Origin of the sequence: Mariniblastus fucicola (assembly GCF_008087665.1) — a bacterium.
Lineage (GTDB): Bacteria > Planctomycetota > Planctomycetia > Pirellulales > Pirellulaceae > Mariniblastus > Mariniblastus fucicola.
This window is the reverse complement of record NZ_CP042912.1, coordinates 946,083-964,518: the sequence shown is the minus strand read 5'-3', so window position 1 is coordinate 964,518 and position 18,436 is coordinate 946,083. Positions and strand designations below refer to the sequence as shown.

The window sequence follows — 18,436 nt, the reverse complement described above, 5'->3', positions numbered from 1 at the left end:
CCCAGCTTTTCGGCACTCGGAATTCAGCACGTTTCCACCGCGAAAGCCAGCGACTAAACGGACTGGCTACCAATTGTCGGCAGAGCAACGGTTCGACACTCAACTGCGTACCAAACAGCAAACACGCCTGTTGCAAACATCATGTCGCCTCCAAGCGTGTACTTGAAGAACGGGATCGCCGCCGTGAAACATTGAGCCAATCCGCTCAAAGAAACCGGGTACCATTGTCCCATCGACCAAACGGAAAAATTGGAGATCAAAAAGAACGCCAGCGACATGGCAAACACAGATCCCAGAAATTGAGTCAGTGCTTTAACCGGTCGATCCGAAACCGCGCGGCCGTCTTTGAACATGCCGCCCAACCGCACACCAAGTAGCGCTGCGACTCCCAGTCCGCCGACAACGCCAAGCGTCACTTGCCACGGGCAATGATCAAGTCCACTGTTGCTGACCAGCATTACTGACACCAACGCCAAGCCTGCAACAAGGTAACTGCGAAACGCAAACGCAGCGAACAGAACGATTGCTGCGACTGGTTTAAAATTAGGCAGATCAGCCAGAACAAAACGGCTACCAATTCCAACTGCGACCAGCAGCAGAAGGATGAGCGAGTCTCGGAGAATATTTTCAGGGCGTTTCATAGCGATGTCTCAGTTAAATTGATTTCGCGAATGATAAACCAGAATTCGCGGCGTTCGTAGACAAAAATCGAAAACTGTCAGTCCAGTTCTTCGGGTTTGGCCCCGAAAGTCCATGAAATTCTGTCACCCGGTCCCACCGGAAACACGCCGGCGCTCTTGTCTCCCAAATCGTCGTTGACTCGATAAGTCCAATTACTACCGTCGCCGTCGTTCTTGACGCCATCGATTGAGTTAACAAAAGCTGTTTCACCGGAACCGCTGAATTCGATTTTCAGCTCGCCAGTGTTCTCCGCTCTCTGCAACGTCGAAAGCACGGTCGAATCAGGTGAGCAAACGACGTCGATTGACTTGGAACGTTTCTCGCCACCAAAATCGATTTCCAGAGCAACCGTTCCAACGTCGCGATCCAGTTTGGCGGACGATTGGGTCGAGTCGCACCCGGCGCAAATCGTCAGTGCTACGAGAGTTAAGAATACTGCCAGCTTTGAGAAGGTCATATCGCTTGGACCATTGTTTTCGAACAGGAAACAGGTCTCACAGTATGACGGATCCCAGGCAAAATCCCAACCAGAGAATTCCGCAACGCCAAAGCGGCTGAGGATCAGATCCCCAACCGCTTGCGCTTACTGAAAATTGTTAAACGACTCTGGCTCACGATGGGAGCCCAGTGACATCGGATTCAAGCGGACGCCGCACTACGACGGATGCTGTACTACGAGGTACGAATCTCGATTTTTCGAGGCAGAACTTTCTCTGACTTCGGCAACTCGATCGAAAGCAGGCCGTCCTTGAACTCCGCAGAGATCCCGTCGGCATCAATCTGCGATGCAAACTCGAACTTTCTCGCGAACGCGCCACCACGACGCTCGGACTTGGCAAGTCGCTGGCCCTCGCCAGGTTTATCGACGACTTTCTTGCCATGCACAACCAGAAGATTTTCTTTCATTTCGATCGACACATCATCGGCCGAAACACCTGGCAATTCCATCACCAGAGAGAACCCCGTATCCGATTCTGTAACGTTGGCAGGTGGAATGAGTTTGCATCCTTGAGACGTTTGCTGATTGCCGAAAAAGTGATCGAAAAGGTTCTCGAAGTCGACCTGAAGATCACCAAGACGATTGTTATTTGTAGACGATTTCATTTGCTGTCTCCCGTAAGGCTACTGACATCCGATGCGGAGACTTCCGCAGCCTTGGCATGTCAGATCATTTCAAAATAGTCACCCTCGGGAAAAGCAATTGGCGTGCCAAAGCGGAACCAAACGACTTTCACACCGGTTTTTGCCGCCTGAAATTCACATCGCAAGGCACGTGCGTTTTTCCGCTGGCATCGCACAGGTATGAGCGGGCGCAATTTTGTCATCCGACTAATTCAGCACAATTTCGGGATCGGCAAAATGTGTCGCGTCGACGCAACACGGCCGTGCAGTTCAGTGCAGCGGCTTGTTTTTCAATGCAGAATCTAACACAACCGCAAGCGTTCGAGTCAGCAAGTCCAATGACTCATTCGCAAGATGCCCGCGTGTCAAAGCCACAAACTCTTGCGCGGGCTCTAGTTCGCGACAGCTTTGGAAAACCAGCTGCGTCGACCAGAGGGCAGGGCGATGCCATCGCCAAGCATATTGGAGAACCGTGCCGCGAGGTACAGCATAGCAACGACCAACAGCAAAGCCTTGATCCCGATCACAAACGTGATCGACTGCAGCACTCCGCCGACGATCGAACCAATCAGGTTGGCTCCGAGGGCTTCGTTCTTTCGCTTCACCTCGGTGAACGATCGAATAAAGATGATGCCGCTAAACAACATTGGCAGTGTCGTCAGCGTTCCAACGATCACAGATTTAGCCAGATACGGCAGGAACGCAAAGCTTGAAATATCAATAAAGAAAAGTGCCAGACAGGTTCCAATCAGCAGTGTCCATGCGTAGCTGGTCGGCAGTTTCTGAGGCCATTTGATTTCGATCAAGTTGGCAATCAGGATCATCGTCAGAATGCCGCCGATGATAACTGCGTTGACCAACCATGTGTTGCCCAGCACAACCGCGGCTTTGCTGATGTTTTGAACTTCCAGCAGCAGGAAAGCGGCACCAAGGAAGAAGAAATGCCAGTGCGACGCGTTCCACTTTCCGACGATGATTGGCGTTCGAATTCGCCACTTTCCATAGCCCAGCAAGCACAACATCGCGGCAGGCAGGAAGAGGTAGAGCACGGGAACGCGGGCAGATTCCAGGTACAGGTACGGCCAATCATCCGTTGCAACTGGTGTTTGTCCGGTGAGTTCGATCGGGCATTCGCTCTGCCACTGCTCGACGAGGCCTTCCAATTTTGCGTTCTGGGCGAACGATTGCTCAATGACGCCTTTGTTGCCGGTCAGGAACATGACTCCGCCCCAACCGCTGGCGTCCTGAGGAACGCGGAACACAATCGGCTCCCAACCGAACACTTCATGGATACAGCGTGCGATTCGATCCGAGATGAAAGTCTTTCGAGCCTCAAAGCTCAAGCAGATTACGCCGTTGTCAGTCAGCAATGACTTGGCTCGCTCGATGCTTTGTCGAGTGTAAACGTAGTGATCGAGTCTCGCGTTGTTCATTGAATTCGTTGTGTGCGAGTCGAGCAGCCCGAAGATGATCAGGTCAAACTTCTTGTCTGTCGAAGCGAAAAAACTGCGAGCGTCATCGTTGACGACTGTGACCTTGTCCGACTGGTAGGGCTGTTCTGGATGATATTTGCGACCCATTTCGATAATGGCCGGATCAATCTCGACGGCCGTCACACTGCGTGCTCCGTTTCTCAGAGCACCCGAAACGTCGTTACCTGAACCTGCTCCAACGATCAGAACATTTCCCGGATCGGGCTGGAACATTAGCGGAAGATCGTACTGACTGTATCCCTTGCGTTCCGCTTCAATTCTGGTGCTCGCGGCGACGGCATCATCACTGAGGTCGATGATCCCCTGATAGCCACAGTTGTTGACGTTGATCAGGTATTTGCCTTCGAGCGTTGGATGTTGTTCTGTCGAAAGAGTAAGTTTTTGGTATGGCGACCAGACGGTTTCGATCGACTGGGAATCGTAGTTTGCGACCATCGCAGCGACAACAACAGCGCCAACCAGTCCGAGATTTGTGTAGTGCTTGGGGCGGAATCCCAACAGGATCACAAACAGGACCGCAGCAACGATGAACCACACGACGGGCGAAAGGTAAAACGCGCTCAACAGGACAAACAGACCAATGCCGGCCATTGAGCCCGCGATGTTGATCGAGTAGGCGGCGATCGTGTTCGGGTGCCGATTCATCAGTTTTCCAAGCATGCGTCCGACCGGAACGAAGATCTCCCAAAGAAGAATCATCAGGCCCATCGTAAGGACCAGGCCGGAGCAAACGCTGACTGTTTTTTCAAACGTGGACATAAATCCACTTTCGTACCAGATCACCAAATCCGAGAGGACGCCCAGTTGCTCGGTGATGTTCGAGAGCATGGTTCGCGTAAACGGAATGGCCAACAGGCACGTCAAAATGAGCAAGGCTCGAATCGCGTTTCCGATTTTGGCGGGCTTGTTGCTGGTGAAGCACCCCACTCCAAGGCCGAGAAAGCAGACGATCAGGACCGTGTTCTGCAGATAGGCAAAGATGCGAATCTCGGTTGAAATCCAACGGATCAAAAGCAGCTCAACGAAGAGCCCGAGTACGCTAACCACGAACAATGACCGGTTCAGGTTTGTTCGCCGAAAAAATTTGCTGAAGCCTTGCATGAGGTCGCCCTGAGTGTTCGTCTCGTCGTTAGAAAAACGCAGGGAAACATAAGTGACCGTTTGTGGGCGAACCCGAACCCTCCATGCCCGATGTTGAAAAAATGAAACATCTGCGGGAGAAAGTTTGAATGAAACTGATGTCGGGATTGCAACGATAAATGCACAACTAAGCCATATTCGGGCCGTATTCGCGTTCCAGATCGCGGATTAGAATTCGAGTTGGCAATTTTCGTGTTGGCAATGCGGGACAGGGCAACTCCGTCGTCCGGGCTGCAAACTGAAAACACATGGACCTCGTCTCGGACAACCAGGAATCCTGAACGCGATGCAAAAAACAGAACTGGATTTACTCGCCGTCAGCGAAGATGCGATCAAACTTGCTGCTGAAATTCTTGAGCAGTCACGCAAACACGAATCATCAGCTGAACGTCAACGTTCCGCGATGATGGCTCGAATGATGAACGACGCCGACGGCAAAAAGTTCACGATGGCGATGGCGGATCAGGTGTTGCGAATGATCGGCACCGAGCGCGCCGCGAAACGGATGGGAACGTTGATCGAAGAGTACGGAGTCCCAAAGTATTTCTCTTTCGTGGATCGGCTGGCGGTTCGATTGGGCAACCGTGTCGCTGGATGGATGCCGGGCTTCATCATGCCAAAGGTGACATCCAAGATTCGCAAAGACAGTGCTCACGTGATTATTTCGGCGGCGAAAGACAAGTTCGCAAAATATCTGGCTCAGCGAAAATCGTCCGGGATGCGAGTCAACTTCAACCAGTTGGGCGAAGCGGTCCTCGGCGACCATGAGGCCGACCGTCGACTGCGGGACAACATCTCGCGAATGACCGAACCGGGCGTCAATTATATTTCGGTGAAGCTGTCTTCGATCTGCAGCCAAATCTCGCTGACCGGGTACGAGCAAACAAAGGAGATGATCAAACCGCGGCTGCGTGAACTGTACCGGGCCGCAATCGGTGGCGTGAATGAGGATCAACCAAAGTTCGTCAATCTCGACATGGAAGAGTATCGAGACCTGCATTTGACGGTCGACATTTTCAAGTCGGTTTTGGACGAGCCCGAGTTCGAATCGATGATGGCTGGAATCGTACTTCAGGCCTATTTGCCGGACTCGTTCGAAGTCCTACAGTCGCTGACGCAGTGGGCGAGGGAACGTCACTCGCGGTCCGGCGGACGGATCAAGGTTCGAATCGTCAAAGGAGCCAACCTGGCGATGGAACAGGTCGATGCTTCGATGCACGACTGGCCACAGGCTCCTTACCGAAGCAAACTCGAATCCGATGCGAACTTCAAACGGATGCTTGAGTTTGCGACTCGGCCGGAAAACGCCAAGGTTGTTCAAATCGGAATCGGTAGCCACAACCTGTTCGACATCGCGTTTGGCTTGCTGTTGCGTGAGCGGCGTGAAGTGCAATCTTTCGTCGAGTTCGAAATGCTCGAAGGAATGGCCAACGCCCAGGCCACAGAAGTGCTCCAGCGGTCGGGCGATATGCTGCTTTACGCTCCTGTCGTGCTGGATTCGGAATTTGAAGCCGCGGTGGCGTACCTTGTCAGGCGACTGGATGAGAACACGGCTCCGGGCAGTTTTCTGGGCGCATTGTTCGCGTTGGAAAAAGGATCGCAGGAGTGGAACCGCCAGGCTGCGGCGTTTCGAGAGGCCGTTCAACTTTCGCAAAGCGATCAACTTTCATCGCAACCCAATCGAACTCAGGACCGAAGTCGTGAGACGTTCGAAGTCGCGTCACCCGGTTCGGAGTTTCACAACGCGGACGATACAGATTTTTCACTTCCGGCGAACCGAGAATGGGCCAGCGAGATCGTTCGGCAGTGGAAAGACAAATCGATTGAGCCAATTCCCATTTGCGTTGGCCAACAGCAAATCCTCGAACCACTGACGGGCGAAGGTCACGACCCGTCCAAACCAGATGCGATCGTCTATCGGTACGCCGAAGCGACGGCCGCTCACGTGGAAAATGCACTGAACGTCGCAGTGGAAGCACAAAAAAACTGGGAAGCCCAGGGGCTCGCTCATCGCAGTCATATTCTGCGGCAAGTCGCTGTTGAAGTCGCCAAGGGACGCGCTGAATCAATTGGCAGCATGCTGTTCGAAGCCGGGAAAGCGATTCAGGAGTCGGATGTGGAAGTCAGCGAAGCCATCGATTTCGCGAACTACTACGCTGGCAGCCTGGAAGCCGAAGGCTGGTTTGATGGTACTCAGGCGAAAGCAATCGGAGTCGTCGTCGTCACGCCTCCGTGGAATTTCCCGTTCGCGATTCCTTGCGGCGGAGTTTTGGCAGCCTTGATGGCTGGGAACTCAGTGATTCTGAAACCGGCGGGCGAGTCAGTGCTGACGGCCTGGACGATGGTGAATCAACTCTGGCGTGCCGGAGTGCCCAAAGATGTGCTGCAGTTCATTCCGATGGAGGACGGGCCTGTTGGAAAGAAATTGCTGTCCGATCCTCGCGTTGCGGCGGTCGTGCTCACCGGGAGCATCCAGACAGCCAAGCTTTTCCAGAGCTGGCGACCGGACTTGAATCTGCTGGCTGAAACCAGCGGCAAGAACTGTTTGGTCATTTCTTCTTCTGCAGACCTGGACCTGGCCATCAAGGATCTCGTCAAAGGAGCGTTCGGCCACGCGGGACAAAAATGCTCGGCCAGCAGCCTGGCGTTGGTCGACGACGAAGTCTACGACAGCCCAAAGTTTCGACAGCAGCTTGTCGACGCGGCATCGAGTTTGAAAGTCGGAGTTCCATGGAACGCTGCGTCGATCGTGACTCCAGTCATTCGTGAACCGGGGCCGGAACTGGCAAAAGGACTGACGGAACTGGATGCGGGCGAAGAGTGGTTGCTGGAACCAAAAATCGTCGATGGCAATCCATGCCTGTGGAGTCCGGGAATTCGCATCGGCGTCCAACCCGGTAGCTGGTATCACCGGACGGAATGTTTTGGACCCGTGCTGGGATTGATTCGTGTCACGACGGTTGAAGAAGCAATCGAGATTCAGAACTCCAGCGAGTTCGGTTTGACCGGCGGCATTCACTCGCTCGATCCGAAAGAGATTGACCTGTGGCGTGAAAAAGTTGAAGTCGGCAACGCGTACATCAACCGTCCGACAACGGGCGCGATCGTGCAACGTCAGCCTTTCGGTGGATGGAAGAATTCTTGCATTGGCCCGGGCTCCAAAGCCGGCGGCCCGAACTACGTGAGCCTGTTCTGCGAATGGACTGAAACCGAAAGCCCTCAGCTGCGGGAACGTACTTCGCAATCGATCACGGACTTTATCAAACGCGCATGCAGCGACGACGATCAGCAACAGGAGAGAATTCTCGCTGCGGCGGAGAGCATGCAGTACTGGTGGAATCGGGAGTTTGCAAAGTCGCACGATCCTTCACAGATCCATGGCGAAACCAACGAGTTTCGATATCGCAATCGGCCATGGCATTTGGTGCGAGTTGAGTCAGTGGATGAATCAACTTCCGATGCGATTTTGAAACTGGGCGTTGCTTGCCAGACCTCGAAAGTGAAGCTGATGGTGAGCGTCGACGAATCCTGTGAACTCGCTCCGCTGCCAGACTCGTTTACCGATTCCTGGACGCGAGAGTCGAGCGATGAATTTGGCTCAGGACTGACTAAATTGCAATTCGGATCCGTCACTTGGTTGGGGGAACCGCCGAAGGATCAGGTCCGCGCGGCCCTCGTCGAGCGGAACATCCCACTTTCGTCCCGCGTTTTATCGAATGGACGGATTGAATTGCTGAAGTTGCTCAGAGAGCAATCGGTCACCGAGACGACTCACCGGTACGGAAACATCGTCTGAAGCTTTCCCCAGACCGAGTTTTCGGAACAATTGGGGCAGATTGCCAATCGTTTTGATTTCCGGCTGTATTCCAATTCAATATCTACGTGCCCACCAAATATTCGACTAGATTGCAATATCGGGTCATTGAGCCAGCCAAATCGTCCAATTATGCTGGCCAGACCGATACGCTCGATTTTTTCATTTGTTGGGGTAGTGAAGTAATGAGATCTCTTCTTTGTTTGGTTGCACTTTGTCTTACGACAATTGCGACTCCCGCCAGTGCTCAGGTAACTCCTTTCAACATCGAGTTGAATTACAGTGCCGGCGCGTTGCCGTTCCAATCAGCTTTCGAAGCGGCAGAAGCCCGATGGGAAAGCATCATCACCGGCTGGACTGATGGAACAAACATCACCAGCACCAATGGTGGCAACTCGTTTTACAATCTGGGCGACAATCTTAGTTCAATGTTCATCGAAGCCAACGTTGGTGCCATTGATGGAGTCGGGGGAATTCTTGGAAGCGCCGGTCCGTCTGAAATTGTCAATGACGGTAACCAATGGCTGACGACCCATGGAGCGATGACGTTTGACAGCGCTGATTTGGCCGACCTTTCCAGCGATGGAACTCTGGAAGACGTGATTCTGCACGAGATGGGCCACGTACTTGGTATCGGAACCTTGTGGACGACAAACAATCTTTACAACAACGGTTCTGGTCAATACACAGGTGCAAACGCAATCGCTCAATACCAGGTCGAATTCGACGCCGGCGCGACTTTCGTTCCTGTTGAACTGAATGGAGGAGCAGGTACGGCAAATGGTCACTGGGACGAAGGAAGCATTACCGTTATCGATCCAAACAATATAAATTTTGGCCGCACTCGTTCTGGTGCGTTGATGACTGGATTCCTCGACACAACCGATCCTTACATCTCGAACACGACCGGCGGTACGCTTGAAGATCTCGGGTATTCGATCAACTACGCAGCGATCCAGGGAGTGCCTGAACCAAGCTCTGCTGTCGCGATCATTCTCTTCGGCATCGTAGGACTTGGTCGCCGCCGTCGAGCCTAACTCGACTGATTAATCCAGGCACTGTTTGGTAAACGTGAGCGGCAAGGCGCTAGCCGCCGTTCCGTTGCGCTTTTTAACGGCGGCTAGCGCCTTGCCGCTCAAGTTTGGCCACGTTGATGACATTAAAATCAATTTGTCAAACAGTGCCTAAAATCCATCATGCCGCTGAGCTCTGTTCAGCGGCTTCTTTTTTGGGCCGCGGGTTCTCGCAACCAGCCGCGATCCTCTTCTACCGGTCGTGCGGATTGTGCCGACTACAGAATCGTTTTTGGCTGATTCTGACTCTCGATATTCTCTACGGTCCGTCAGCAGGCGCAGAAAAACATAGGTTCCATAGTGACGACGGCTTCGGCTGTATTTCACACCGTGTCTGTTTTCAGATTGTCCTAGAAGTGTTTCCGCATGCTTGCCACGAAGAAAATCCCTACTCATCGACGCTCGTCGTTGATCCACAAGCGATCGCGTCGGGGTGCGGCAGTGGTTGAAGCCGCGCTGTGCATTCCGGTCATCATTATCCTGATGTTCGGAACGCTGGAAATCAGCTCCGCCTACTACCTCAAGGAATCGCTGACCATCGCAGCCTACGAAGGAGCCAGAACCGGCGCCAAACGTAGAGCCACCAGGCAACAGGTGGTTACACGAGTCCAGGATATCCTCGCCGCTCGAAATGTGACGCTCGGAGATGAAGGCAGTATCGTCGTCGAGCCAAACGATCTTTCGACGCTCGACGCGCTCGACCCATTAACGGTCACCGTTAAAGCCCCGACGTCTGGCAATAGCGCCATCATTTTTGATTCTGTTGCCAATCGAATCGTTACCGCTCAGGTAAAGATCGCCCGTGAGTTTGATCACTAGTCGCAAATATCATGTTCAAGACCATTAAAACAATCAAGAAGTTTCGCAAACGCAATCGCAAAGGTGCGGCAGCTGTCGAATTCGCGGTCGTGGCACCAGCATTCCTGGCGGTCACATTCTGTTGCTTTGAGTTTGCCCGCATGAGCATCATGCGCAACCTCGCTCAGAACGCTGCGTACGAAGCATGCCGGTTTGCGATGATGGAAGGTGCTACAGAAGAAGACGGTGAAGCCAAAGCTGCTGACGTGCTGTCTCGCCTGGGCACCAAAGGAGCAACCGTCACGACAACCTACCAGTCGATTTTCCGCGACGACGGCACGGTCCTGGAAGACCGGGCGTTCGTCACAACGCAAATCACAGTTCCAATCGGCCAGAACTCGATCGTCTTCCCCGCCGCGGTTTTTGGAGACAAGGCCATCACAACACAAACCCAATTGAGATCGGAACGCTACATCGGGTTCTTTGAAACCCAACAGTAATCCGGTCCGGCCAGCCTCCGGACAACGACACATTTCGCTATCGTTATTACCCATTTTTTTGCTCATCAGGTGCTTACATGTTCGACCCAACATTCCTGACTCGGACAAAGCTACGAAACCGCAAAGGTGCAGTCCTGCCTCTTTTCGCGTTGATGCTTCCGGTCATTCTGATCCTGTGTGGATTCGCCATCAACATGGCTTACATGCAGCTGGTTGCTACAGAGATGAAAGTCTCGACCGATGTTTCTTCTCATGCCGCAGGCCGTGCTTTGAGTGAAGCCCAGCGTGAAATCGTCACCAACGTCTCACCTTCTGTGCGGCGCGAGCAAATCGTACAGGCTACCTACGATGCGATCGAAACCGCGTCGAAGTGGAACGATGTTGGCGGAAAGCAACTTAGCATCCGCTTGGACGACCGCGACGTTCACTTTGGCTATTCGGTTCGTCCTCCAGACGAAATGTATCAATTCACCCAGGTTCCTGTGTCGCAAATCAAGTCCGGAGCTGAACGTGCGTCGAGCGTTGGGGTCAAAGGCAGAATCAACATTCCGCTCGTGTTTCAGTCAATGAACATTTCCAAGTTCACGCCGGAACGACGATCGATCGCGACGCAGGTTGATCGCGATATCGCTCTGGTTCTCGACCGTTCAGGCTCGATGCTCTACTACAAAGACATGGCCGACTTGGATGAGACGCTGGAAGAGCTGTACAACGATGTCGTTCAGGTACGTCGATTGAGATACAACTACAAAAAGGGCTATTACTACTACGAATACTACAACGAGCGTCGGATCAGCTACGACGACTACGTTCAGGCACTGGGCTACTACCAAAGCAAAGGTAAATGGCGCCGCGCTGACCCGGACATCTACGAGCGTAACTTCACCAGCGACGTTCGAAATGAGATGTACGATTACTGGACCCGCTCCAGCGAGCAGGAACACAAAGACATGTACGAGTTCATGTACGACTGGGAGCAGTACGCAACCAGCTGGAACAATGGCTTTAAAACCAAAGCTCCACGCCACAGTCGTTGGTCGTTCCTCGTGCTCGGTGTTGAAGCGTTCCTTGACGTGCTCGGCGGAACAACTGACGGTTTGGAAAGTGGAACCGATCAGAAGGAATTAGTCGCGTTGGTAACCTTTGACAGTACCGCCCGAGTCGACACGGCGTTGACAGACGATGACATCAAAAATGGTGGTGTTGCTTACTACCAGAACATTCGAAACATCGTTGCTGACATTGTTCCGCTCAACGGTACCGGGATCGGTGAAGGTCTGGCGACAGGCTTGCCACCCATCGCAGACCCGGATTGGGCTCAGAACAACAACATGTCTGGTGCCGTCGCACGTCCGTTCGCGGAGAAAACGATTATCGTCCTGACCGACGGTATTCCAAGTAGCGGCACGGCCAACCCCGTGACAACAGTTCAGAATCTTGTGCATTCCAATGCGGTCACGATTCACACAGTGACGTTTACACCCGACGCCGACAAAGTCGCGATGCAAAGCGTAGCGGACGAAGGTGGCGGCAAGCACTATCACGCTGACACCGGCGACTTTCTGGTCACGATCTTCAAGGAAGTTGCAAACAACCTTCCGACGATTCTGACTGAGTAGAGTTTGATTGAGTTATTGACCCACTGGTCATACGGCAAACGAGACTGGACGTTCGGAGGGAAACCTTCGGGCGTCTTTTTTTGCAGCCACGCCGTCACAGAGAGAGCCGTTTCCGGACGGGTTGTAATCAGTCGCCGAATGGCTCCAATGCTGATGCTTCCGGTTCAGCCAAATTTTCAGTAGGCCAAATTGTTAGATTTTATTCGACACAACGCCCGCTGGTTGCTGGGCGCATTTTTGCTGACTCTGTTTTCAGGTTTTGGGCAGACCTTCTTCATTTCGCTCTTCAGCGAAGACATTCGCAGCAGCTACGATCTGTCTGATGGTCAGTTCGGACTGTTGTACATGGGCGCAACGCTCTGCAGTGCCGTAATGTTTCTCAACGTCGGCTTTGTGGCAGACCGCTTTCCGATCGCGGCAGTCTCGACAGTGGTGTTGGCGGCGTTGGCGTTGGCTTGCGGCACAATGGCGGTTTCCAGCTCAGTCTGGCTGTTAGGCGTTTGCCTTTTCTGCTTGCGACTGTTCGGCCAGGGCATGATGCTTCACGTCTCCCAGACGGCAGTCGGTCGCTGGTTCGACGCCGAACGGGGGCGTGCACTTTCACTGACGTCGATGGGACTGAATCTGGGCGAATCAACGCTTCCCACGCTGGTGGGAGTCGCGACGCTATGGGTTTCCTGGCGATATTGCTGGGCGGCTGCTGCGATGTTTGCGTTGCTCTCGATCCCGTTTTGTTTTTGGCTGACAAGGATACCGCGTGAGCCGACGGTCAGTACGTCAAAGAAACCGCAAGCCGCGATTGGGAAACACTGGACTCGGTCGGAAGTCATTCGGGATAAGCTGTTCTGGTTTGCGTGCCCGGGAATGTTTGCGCCCGCGTTTATCATCACGGCGGTGTACTTCAATCATCAACACCTGGTCGGAATCAAGGGATGGCCGGAAGGCAGTTTTGGGCCCGGATTCATGGTCGTTTCAGTCACCATGGTTTTGTCAAAACTTTATGCGGGCTCGTTGATTGATCGCTACGGAGCCATCGGCTTGATGTGGATTTACCATTTGCCGCTGGGGCTGGCGTGCCTGCTGTTGGCGTTAGGGCAGAGCGTCGTTTTTGTTTATCTTTCGATGACACTGATCGGAATTGGGATGGGCTTTGCCAGCTCGATGACGGGAACCGTCTGGCCGGAACTTTACGGCACAAAACACCTTGGCTCGATCCTTTCGCTGGTCGTTTCCGGAATCGTTTTCAGTTCTGCATGCGGATCCGGACTGACCGGAGTCTTGTTGGACGCAGGGATCGGATTCGAAAGTCAGCTGGCCTTCCTTGCCGCTTTCAGCCTGCTATCGGCGGTGATGATGTTTGTCGTTTCCGGTCGCATGCGACAGCGGCTATTAAGTACAGTCGAAAATTCGCCAGCGGAGTAGCCGAACCGCATCGGTATTATTGCAATTCGAAGCTGGATGTCTCCGAGTCGAGTTGCCACAAAAAAAGAGCCAGCGTCATCGCTGGCTCACTCGCGTTTCGTGCTCGCATTGAGCACTATCAAGCGTTCTCAATCGGTAGGTTAATTCCGATCGTACTTGCCGGCCTTGAGATCCGAAACGTACTCATTGAGATGACGCCTGACGTTGCCAGAAAGGAAATACATTCCCAGCATGTTTGGGAACGCCATTCCAAGGATCATCATGTCGCTGAAATCCTTAATACTCGTCGGTGCAATCACCGCGCCCAGGAACGTGAATGTCAGGAACAGGATCTTGAACAGACCGGAGGACCAATCGCCGAACAGGGCAGTAAAGCAGCGTTCCCCGTAATAGGCCCACGAGATACAAGTCGAGAACGCGAACAGGACAATGGCCAAAAACAGGAACCACTTGAACCACTCAAAACCGCCTTCAACAAACGCCTGCTTTGTGAAGTAGGCCCCGCGGTCGAGAGCAACCATGTCTCCGACCGTCAGCGTTCCATCACCATCGGCGTCGTAGCTGCTGTTGGCTTCGATCAAAAGCTTCTCTGCATCAAGTCGCGACAAAGAGGCAACGTCGACTGATTGCTCTTCGACGATTTGGGTGACGGAAAGCTCTTTCTGAATCGTGTCCAAAGAGAGTTCCTGAGTTTTGTCGCTGATCACGCCGGTGATAATGATCACCAAAGCCGTCATCGTGCAGACCACAACGGTATCGATGAACGGCTCCAGAAGAGCAACATAGCCTTCACGAACCGGCACGTCGGTTTTCGCCGCACTGTGAGCGATCGACGCCGAGCCTGTACCAGCTTCATTGGAGAACACGGCTCGTTTGATGCCAATCACCAGGCAACCGAGGAACGCTCCGTAGCCTGCCTCGAAATTGAAAGCTCCGTCCCAAATCGACTGGAACGCTGCCGGAATATCGGTGTAACGTGTGCCCAAAATGTACAGCACGCAAAGCACGTAGCCGGCACACATGAACGGCACGATACGCGAGGCGACCTTTCCGATTGATTTGATACCGCCGACGATGACCAACCCAACCGCGATCGCCATGATCAGGCCGTAGATCCAACTGTACTGGTTCAGGATCGGAGCCTCGGTGCGGATCGCGTCGAGAGACTGACTGATTTGAAAAGTGTTGCCGCCGCCGAACGATCCGCCAATGCAAAGAATCGCAAACATGACGGCCAGCAATGAACCGAGCGGCCCGAGGCCTTTTTCTTTCAGCCCCGCACTCAGGTAACGCATGGGACCACCCGAAACCCGACCACGCTTGTCTTCGCGGCGATACATTTGCCCCAGCGTACATTCCGTGAACTTGGTGCTCATTCCAAGCAACCCAACCAGAATCATCCAGAAGGTTGCTCCCGGGCCACCCTGGCCGATGGCAATCGCCACGCCAGCGATGTTTCCAAGGCCGACGGTTCCGGAAAGTGCCGAGGACAGAGCCTGAAAGTGAGTCACTTCACCGTGGTCATCAGGATTGTCGTAATCGCCTTTGGTTAGCCGAATCGCATGCCAAAAACCGCGGACATTGATGAAGCCCATGAACAGTGTGAAAAAGACGGCTCCGACAAACAGCCAAACGACGATGAAAGGAACGCTGACCGAACCATCGCCCAACCAACCTTCCTGTTTCTCGATGACTTGCTCGCCGGTCACCGGATCGATAACAGGCTGCCCTGCTTCATCGACTTTGGGTTGCTCGTAATCGCCCGTCCACAGCCCGTTAAAAATCACACCGGCCATCGGCGAGACGATGTTCTCTCCGACGAACGCGTCGACTTCTTCGAGTTTCGCGTTGACGTCGTCCATGAAGTCTTTGGCAGAGGCGTTTTCCGCATCGGTTTTTACCTCCGCCGCAACGCCAGCACTATCGTCAGACTCAGGTGTCTCTTGCCCGAAAGCCGTGCCGGTTAGAAAGACACTGACGAGCAAAAAGGTCATGGCCGTGAGCGCGGGCCATTGGATACGGTTGTGCAGAAAGCGGTTCTTCAAGATCATTTTCACTGGACTCGGAGTAATGGAGCGGATTCATACATCGTGGCAGTCTGGCACTGGAAACCAGCAAGGCGGTCGGTTCAGTATTTTCCCTTGTTTAATGGAAATCGGCCCTTAATGGTTGTGAAAAAGAGGCCTCAGGCATAGCATACCAGAGTCCGGGCTTTTCCCCAACTTTGCGGAAAACCATGCCGTTGCTGCGCTCGCAGACCGTTCTTCAATCGATTCTCCATTCAACGACCCGGGTTCGTGAAACCAAAGGTTATTCAGGGGTAGGATCGGGCGGTTAAGAAGCGACACAGCAAGACATTCCCATCACACAACCCTCCAGCATAATCAAGACATGAGCGACGTACTGAAAATTGTTGATCTTCACGTTTCCATTAACGACAAGCCTATTTTGCGCGGTGTCAATCTGGAGATGAAGCGAGGCGAGACCCACGCATTGATGGGGCCAAACGGTAGCGGCAAAAGCACGCTGGGCCTTGTGATCATGGGACACCCAAACTACGAGGTCACTTCGGGACAAATTTTGCTCAACGGCGAAGATGTCACGGACATGGAACCAAACGAACGGGCTCGTGCCGGATTGTTCATGGCGTTCCAACGACCGGTCGCAATTCCTGGCGTTCGCATGGCTGACTTTCTTCGTCACGCAACGACGAACGTTCGTAACCCGGATCGCAAAGAAGGCGAAGACTTGATCCCGATGCGTGAGTTCCGCAAAGAGATCAAGGAGAACATGGAACAGCTTCAGATGGACAGCGAGTTCGCTCGTCGTTACGTCAACGATGGGTTCTCTGGTGGCGAAATGAAACGAGCTGAAATTCTTCAGCTTGCGATGCTGCAGCCCAAGTTCGCGATCCTGGACGAAACAGATTCAGGCCTGGATGCCGACGCGGTTCGTCTTGCCAGCCAGTCGATCAACGAGATCGGCCACAACAAGATGGGCCTGTTAATCATCACGCATCACGACAAGTTGCTTGAGCACAATCCACCGAACTTCACGCATGTGATCCTCGGCGGCAAAATCGTCGAAACCGGCGGCAAGGAATTGGCTGAAGAGCTTCACGAAAAAGGTTACGAGCGAATTCGAGCTCAATATCCTGAAGCTGCGAAAGTCAACGATGATGAAGAAGTCGCAGTTTAATCAGCTCGCTACAGAAACAAACTAGCCAACTATTCGAAAGAAAAGGGCGGGAATGTGAATCTGAACGATCGCAACAAAATCTTCCCGAATATCCATATGGCAACTGACATCACACAATCATCTTCTGACGCCGAATCCGATGAGCTTCGCGGTACGGACATCCAGAAATACGACTTTAAGACAAAAACGACTGCTGTCTTCAAAGCTCGTAAAGGTATTGATGAAGAGATCGTCAATCAGATCTCGGATATCAAGGAAGAGCCGGATTGGATGCGCAAGTTCCGTCTGGACTCATTGAAGATCTTTAACGACAAGCCAATGCCCGAGTGGGGCGGCGATATCGATCTCGATTTCCAGGATATCTTCTACTACCTCAAGCCCACCAACGAGCAGGGCAAGTCGTGGGATGATGTTCCAGAAGAAATCAAAGACACTTTCGAAAAACTGGGCATCCCGGAAGCCGAGCGTAAATACCTGGCCGGCGTGAAGGCGCAGTTCGAATCGGAAGTGGTGTACGGATCGCTTCAAAAAGACCTCGCTGACAAGGGTGTGATCTTTACGGACACCGATACGGCGGTTCGTGAGCATCCTGAGTTGCTTCGTGAGTACTTCGGCACAATCATTCCTCCGGAAGACAACAAGTTCGCGGCTCTCAACAGTGCCGTTTGGTCAGGCGGATCGTTCATTTACATCCCTAAAGGTGTGAAGATCGATTTCCCGTTGCAGGCTTACTTCCGCATCAACGAAGAAAACATGGGTCAGTTCGAAAGAACGCTGATCATCGTCGACGAAGGCGCTCAGGTTCACTACGTCGAAGGTTGCACTGCTCCGATGTACACCAGCGAATCGCTGCACAGTGCGGTCGTTGAGGTCATGGTCAAGAAGAACGCTCGTTGCCGTTACACGACGATTCAGAACTGGGCCAACAACATCTACAACCTCGTCACCAAGCGTGCGATGGCGTATCAGGATGCGGTCATGGAATGGGTCGATGGAAACCTCGGTTCAAAACTCACCATGAAGTACCCAGCGGTTCACATGATGGAACCTGGTGCTCGCGGCGAGATTCTTTCGATTGCGTTTTCAAGTGCCGGACAACATCAAGATGCCGGTGCGAAGCTGGTTCACTCGGCTCCGAACACGACAGGAACAATTGTTTCCAAGTCGATTTCCAAAAACGGTGGCCGCGCTGGCTACCGCGGTTTGGCTCGCATCGACAAAGGAGCCATCGGCAGCAAATGTAGCGTCGTGTGCGATGCGTTGATTCTGGACCCGGAAAGCCGCAGCGACACGTATCCCTACATTGAGATCATGGAGCAGGACGTCTCGGTAGGCCACGAAGCCAGCGTTTCGCGAATCGGCGAAGAACAGCTTTTCTACCTGATGAGCCGTGGGCTTTCTGAAACAGAAGCCAGCACAATGATCGTCAACGGGTTTATTGAGCCGTTGGTCAAAGAGCTTCCGATGGAGTATGCGGTCGAAATGAATCGCCTGATACAATTGCAGATGGAAGGCTCCGTCGGCTAGTTCATCCCGTGGTTGTGGTTTCCAGCCGCAATCACGTGTAGCGATAATC

13 protein-coding genes are annotated in these 18,436 nt (G+C 53.1%); 8 read left to right on the top strand and 5 right to left on the bottom strand.

Annotated elements, in window-relative coordinates; translation table 11 throughout:
* Nucleotides 1-53 precede the first annotated feature (53 nt).
* The 4 genes from MFFC18_RS03430 to MFFC18_RS03415 form a co-directional block, all read right to left on the bottom strand.
* Nucleotides 54-641: a DUF6580 family putative transport protein gene (locus MFFC18_RS03430; RefSeq protein ID WP_075085202.1), complete on the bottom strand. Its 588-nt coding sequence runs from the start codon at nt 639-641 to the stop codon at nt 54-56.
* A 77-nt stretch (nt 642-718) separates the two neighbouring features.
* Nucleotides 719-1,138 (bottom strand): DUF4430 domain-containing protein, encoded by a 420-nt coding sequence (locus MFFC18_RS03425; protein WP_075085203.1) that lies wholly within the window; start codon nt 1,136-1,138, stop codon nt 719-721.
* A 215-nt stretch (nt 1,139-1,353) separates the two neighbouring features.
* The gene (locus MFFC18_RS03420; protein ID WP_075085204.1) at nt 1,354-1,785 is read right to left on the bottom strand and encodes an Hsp20/alpha crystallin family protein; all 432 of its coding nucleotides are present in this window, start codon (nt 1,783-1,785) and stop codon (nt 1,354-1,356) included.
* A gap of 410 nt (nt 1,786-2,195) precedes the next feature.
* A complete protein-coding gene (locus MFFC18_RS03415) occupies nt 2,196-4,343 on the bottom strand; it encodes a spermine/spermidine synthase domain-containing protein (RefSeq protein ID WP_157665188.1) in 2,148 nt (715 codons plus the stop codon).
* A gap of 379 nt (nt 4,344-4,722) precedes the next feature.
* Here MFFC18_RS03415 and MFFC18_RS03410 point away from each other — a divergent pair, with 379 nt between their 5' ends.
* The 6 genes from MFFC18_RS03410 (at nt 4,723) to MFFC18_RS03385 (ending at nt 13,662) form a co-directional block, all read left to right on the top strand.
* Nucleotides 4,723-8,232, top strand: a complete 3,510-nt coding sequence (locus tag MFFC18_RS03410) for a proline dehydrogenase family protein (RefSeq protein ID WP_075085206.1) — start codon at nt 4,723-4,725, stop codon at nt 8,230-8,232.
* Nucleotides 8,233-8,435: 203 nt separating this feature from the next.
* Nucleotides 8,436-9,287: a M8 family metallopeptidase gene (locus MFFC18_RS03405; RefSeq protein ID WP_148618613.1), complete on the top strand. Its 852-nt coding sequence runs from the start codon at nt 8,436-8,438 to the stop codon at nt 9,285-9,287.
* Nucleotides 9,288-9,689: 402 nt separating this feature from the next.
* A complete protein-coding gene (locus MFFC18_RS03400) occupies nt 9,690-10,142 on the top strand; it encodes a TadE/TadG family type IV pilus assembly protein (protein ID WP_075085207.1) in 453 nt (150 codons plus the stop codon).
* Nucleotides 10,143-10,153: 11 nt separating this feature from the next.
* The gene (locus MFFC18_RS03395) at nt 10,154-10,621 is read left to right on the top strand and encodes a TadE/TadG family type IV pilus assembly protein (protein ID WP_075085208.1); all 468 of its coding nucleotides are present in this window, start codon (nt 10,154-10,156) and stop codon (nt 10,619-10,621) included.
* A gap of 77 nt (nt 10,622-10,698) precedes the next feature.
* Complete coding sequence (locus MFFC18_RS03390) at nt 10,699-12,240, top strand: vWA domain-containing protein (protein WP_075085209.1); 1,542 nt, start codon at nt 10,699-10,701, stop codon at nt 12,238-12,240.
* Between the two features lie 189 nt (nt 12,241-12,429).
* The gene (locus MFFC18_RS03385) at nt 12,430-13,662 is read left to right on the top strand and encodes an MFS transporter (RefSeq protein WP_075085210.1); all 1,233 of its coding nucleotides are present in this window, start codon (nt 12,430-12,432) and stop codon (nt 13,660-13,662) included.
* Nucleotides 13,663-13,802: 140 nt separating this feature from the next.
* Here the strand turns inward: MFFC18_RS03385 and MFFC18_RS03380 are convergent, their stop codons facing one another.
* The gene (locus tag MFFC18_RS03380) at nt 13,803-15,713 is read right to left on the bottom strand and encodes an alanine/glycine:cation symporter family protein (protein ID WP_075085211.1); all 1,911 of its coding nucleotides are present in this window, start codon (nt 15,711-15,713) and stop codon (nt 13,803-13,805) included.
* A gap of 340 nt (nt 15,714-16,053) precedes the next feature.
* Between MFFC18_RS03380 and sufC the strand changes: the two genes are divergently transcribed.
* Nucleotides 16,054-16,860, top strand: a complete 807-nt coding sequence (gene sufC, locus MFFC18_RS03375; RefSeq protein WP_075085212.1) for a Fe-S cluster assembly ATPase SufC — start codon at nt 16,054-16,056, stop codon at nt 16,858-16,860.
* A gap of 96 nt (nt 16,861-16,956) precedes the next feature.
* Entirely contained in the window at nt 16,957-18,387 is a 1,431-nt protein-coding gene (gene sufB / locus MFFC18_RS03370; RefSeq protein WP_075085337.1) for a Fe-S cluster assembly protein SufB, read from the top strand.
* The last annotated feature ends 49 nt before the right edge of the window (nt 18,388-18,436 follow it).

What these genes read in the sequence shown, in the direction of transcription:
- MFFC18_RS03430 (WP_075085202.1), bottom strand. Translation starts at nt 641, where the DNA reads ATGAAACGCCCTGAAAATATTCTCCGAGACTCGCTCATCCTTCTGCTG.
- MFFC18_RS03425 (WP_075085203.1), bottom strand. Translation starts at nt 1,138, where the DNA reads ATGACCTTCTCAAAGCTGGCAGTATTCTTAACTCTCGTAGCACTGACG.
- MFFC18_RS03420 (WP_075085204.1), bottom strand. Translation starts at nt 1,785, where the DNA reads ATGAAATCGTCTACAAATAACAATCGTCTTGGTGATCTTCAGGTCGAC.
- MFFC18_RS03410 (WP_075085206.1), top strand. Translation starts at nt 4,723, where the DNA reads ATGCAAAAAACAGAACTGGATTTACTCGCCGTCAGCGAAGATGCGATC.
- MFFC18_RS03405 (WP_148618613.1), top strand. Translation starts at nt 8,436, where the DNA reads ATGAGATCTCTTCTTTGTTTGGTTGCACTTTGTCTTACGACAATTGCG.
- MFFC18_RS03400 (WP_075085207.1), top strand. Translation starts at nt 9,690, where the DNA reads ATGCTTGCCACGAAGAAAATCCCTACTCATCGACGCTCGTCGTTGATC.
- MFFC18_RS03395 (WP_075085208.1), top strand. Translation starts at nt 10,154, where the DNA reads ATGTTCAAGACCATTAAAACAATCAAGAAGTTTCGCAAACGCAATCGC.
- MFFC18_RS03390 (WP_075085209.1), top strand. Translation starts at nt 10,699, where the DNA reads ATGTTCGACCCAACATTCCTGACTCGGACAAAGCTACGAAACCGCAAA.
- MFFC18_RS03380 (WP_075085211.1), bottom strand. Translation starts at nt 15,713, where the DNA reads ATGATCTTGAAGAACCGCTTTCTGCACAACCGTATCCAATGGCCCGCG.
- sufC (WP_075085212.1), top strand. Translation starts at nt 16,054, where the DNA reads ATGAGCGACGTACTGAAAATTGTTGATCTTCACGTTTCCATTAACGAC.
- sufB (WP_075085337.1), top strand. Translation starts at nt 16,957, where the DNA reads ATGGCAACTGACATCACACAATCATCTTCTGACGCCGAATCCGATGAG.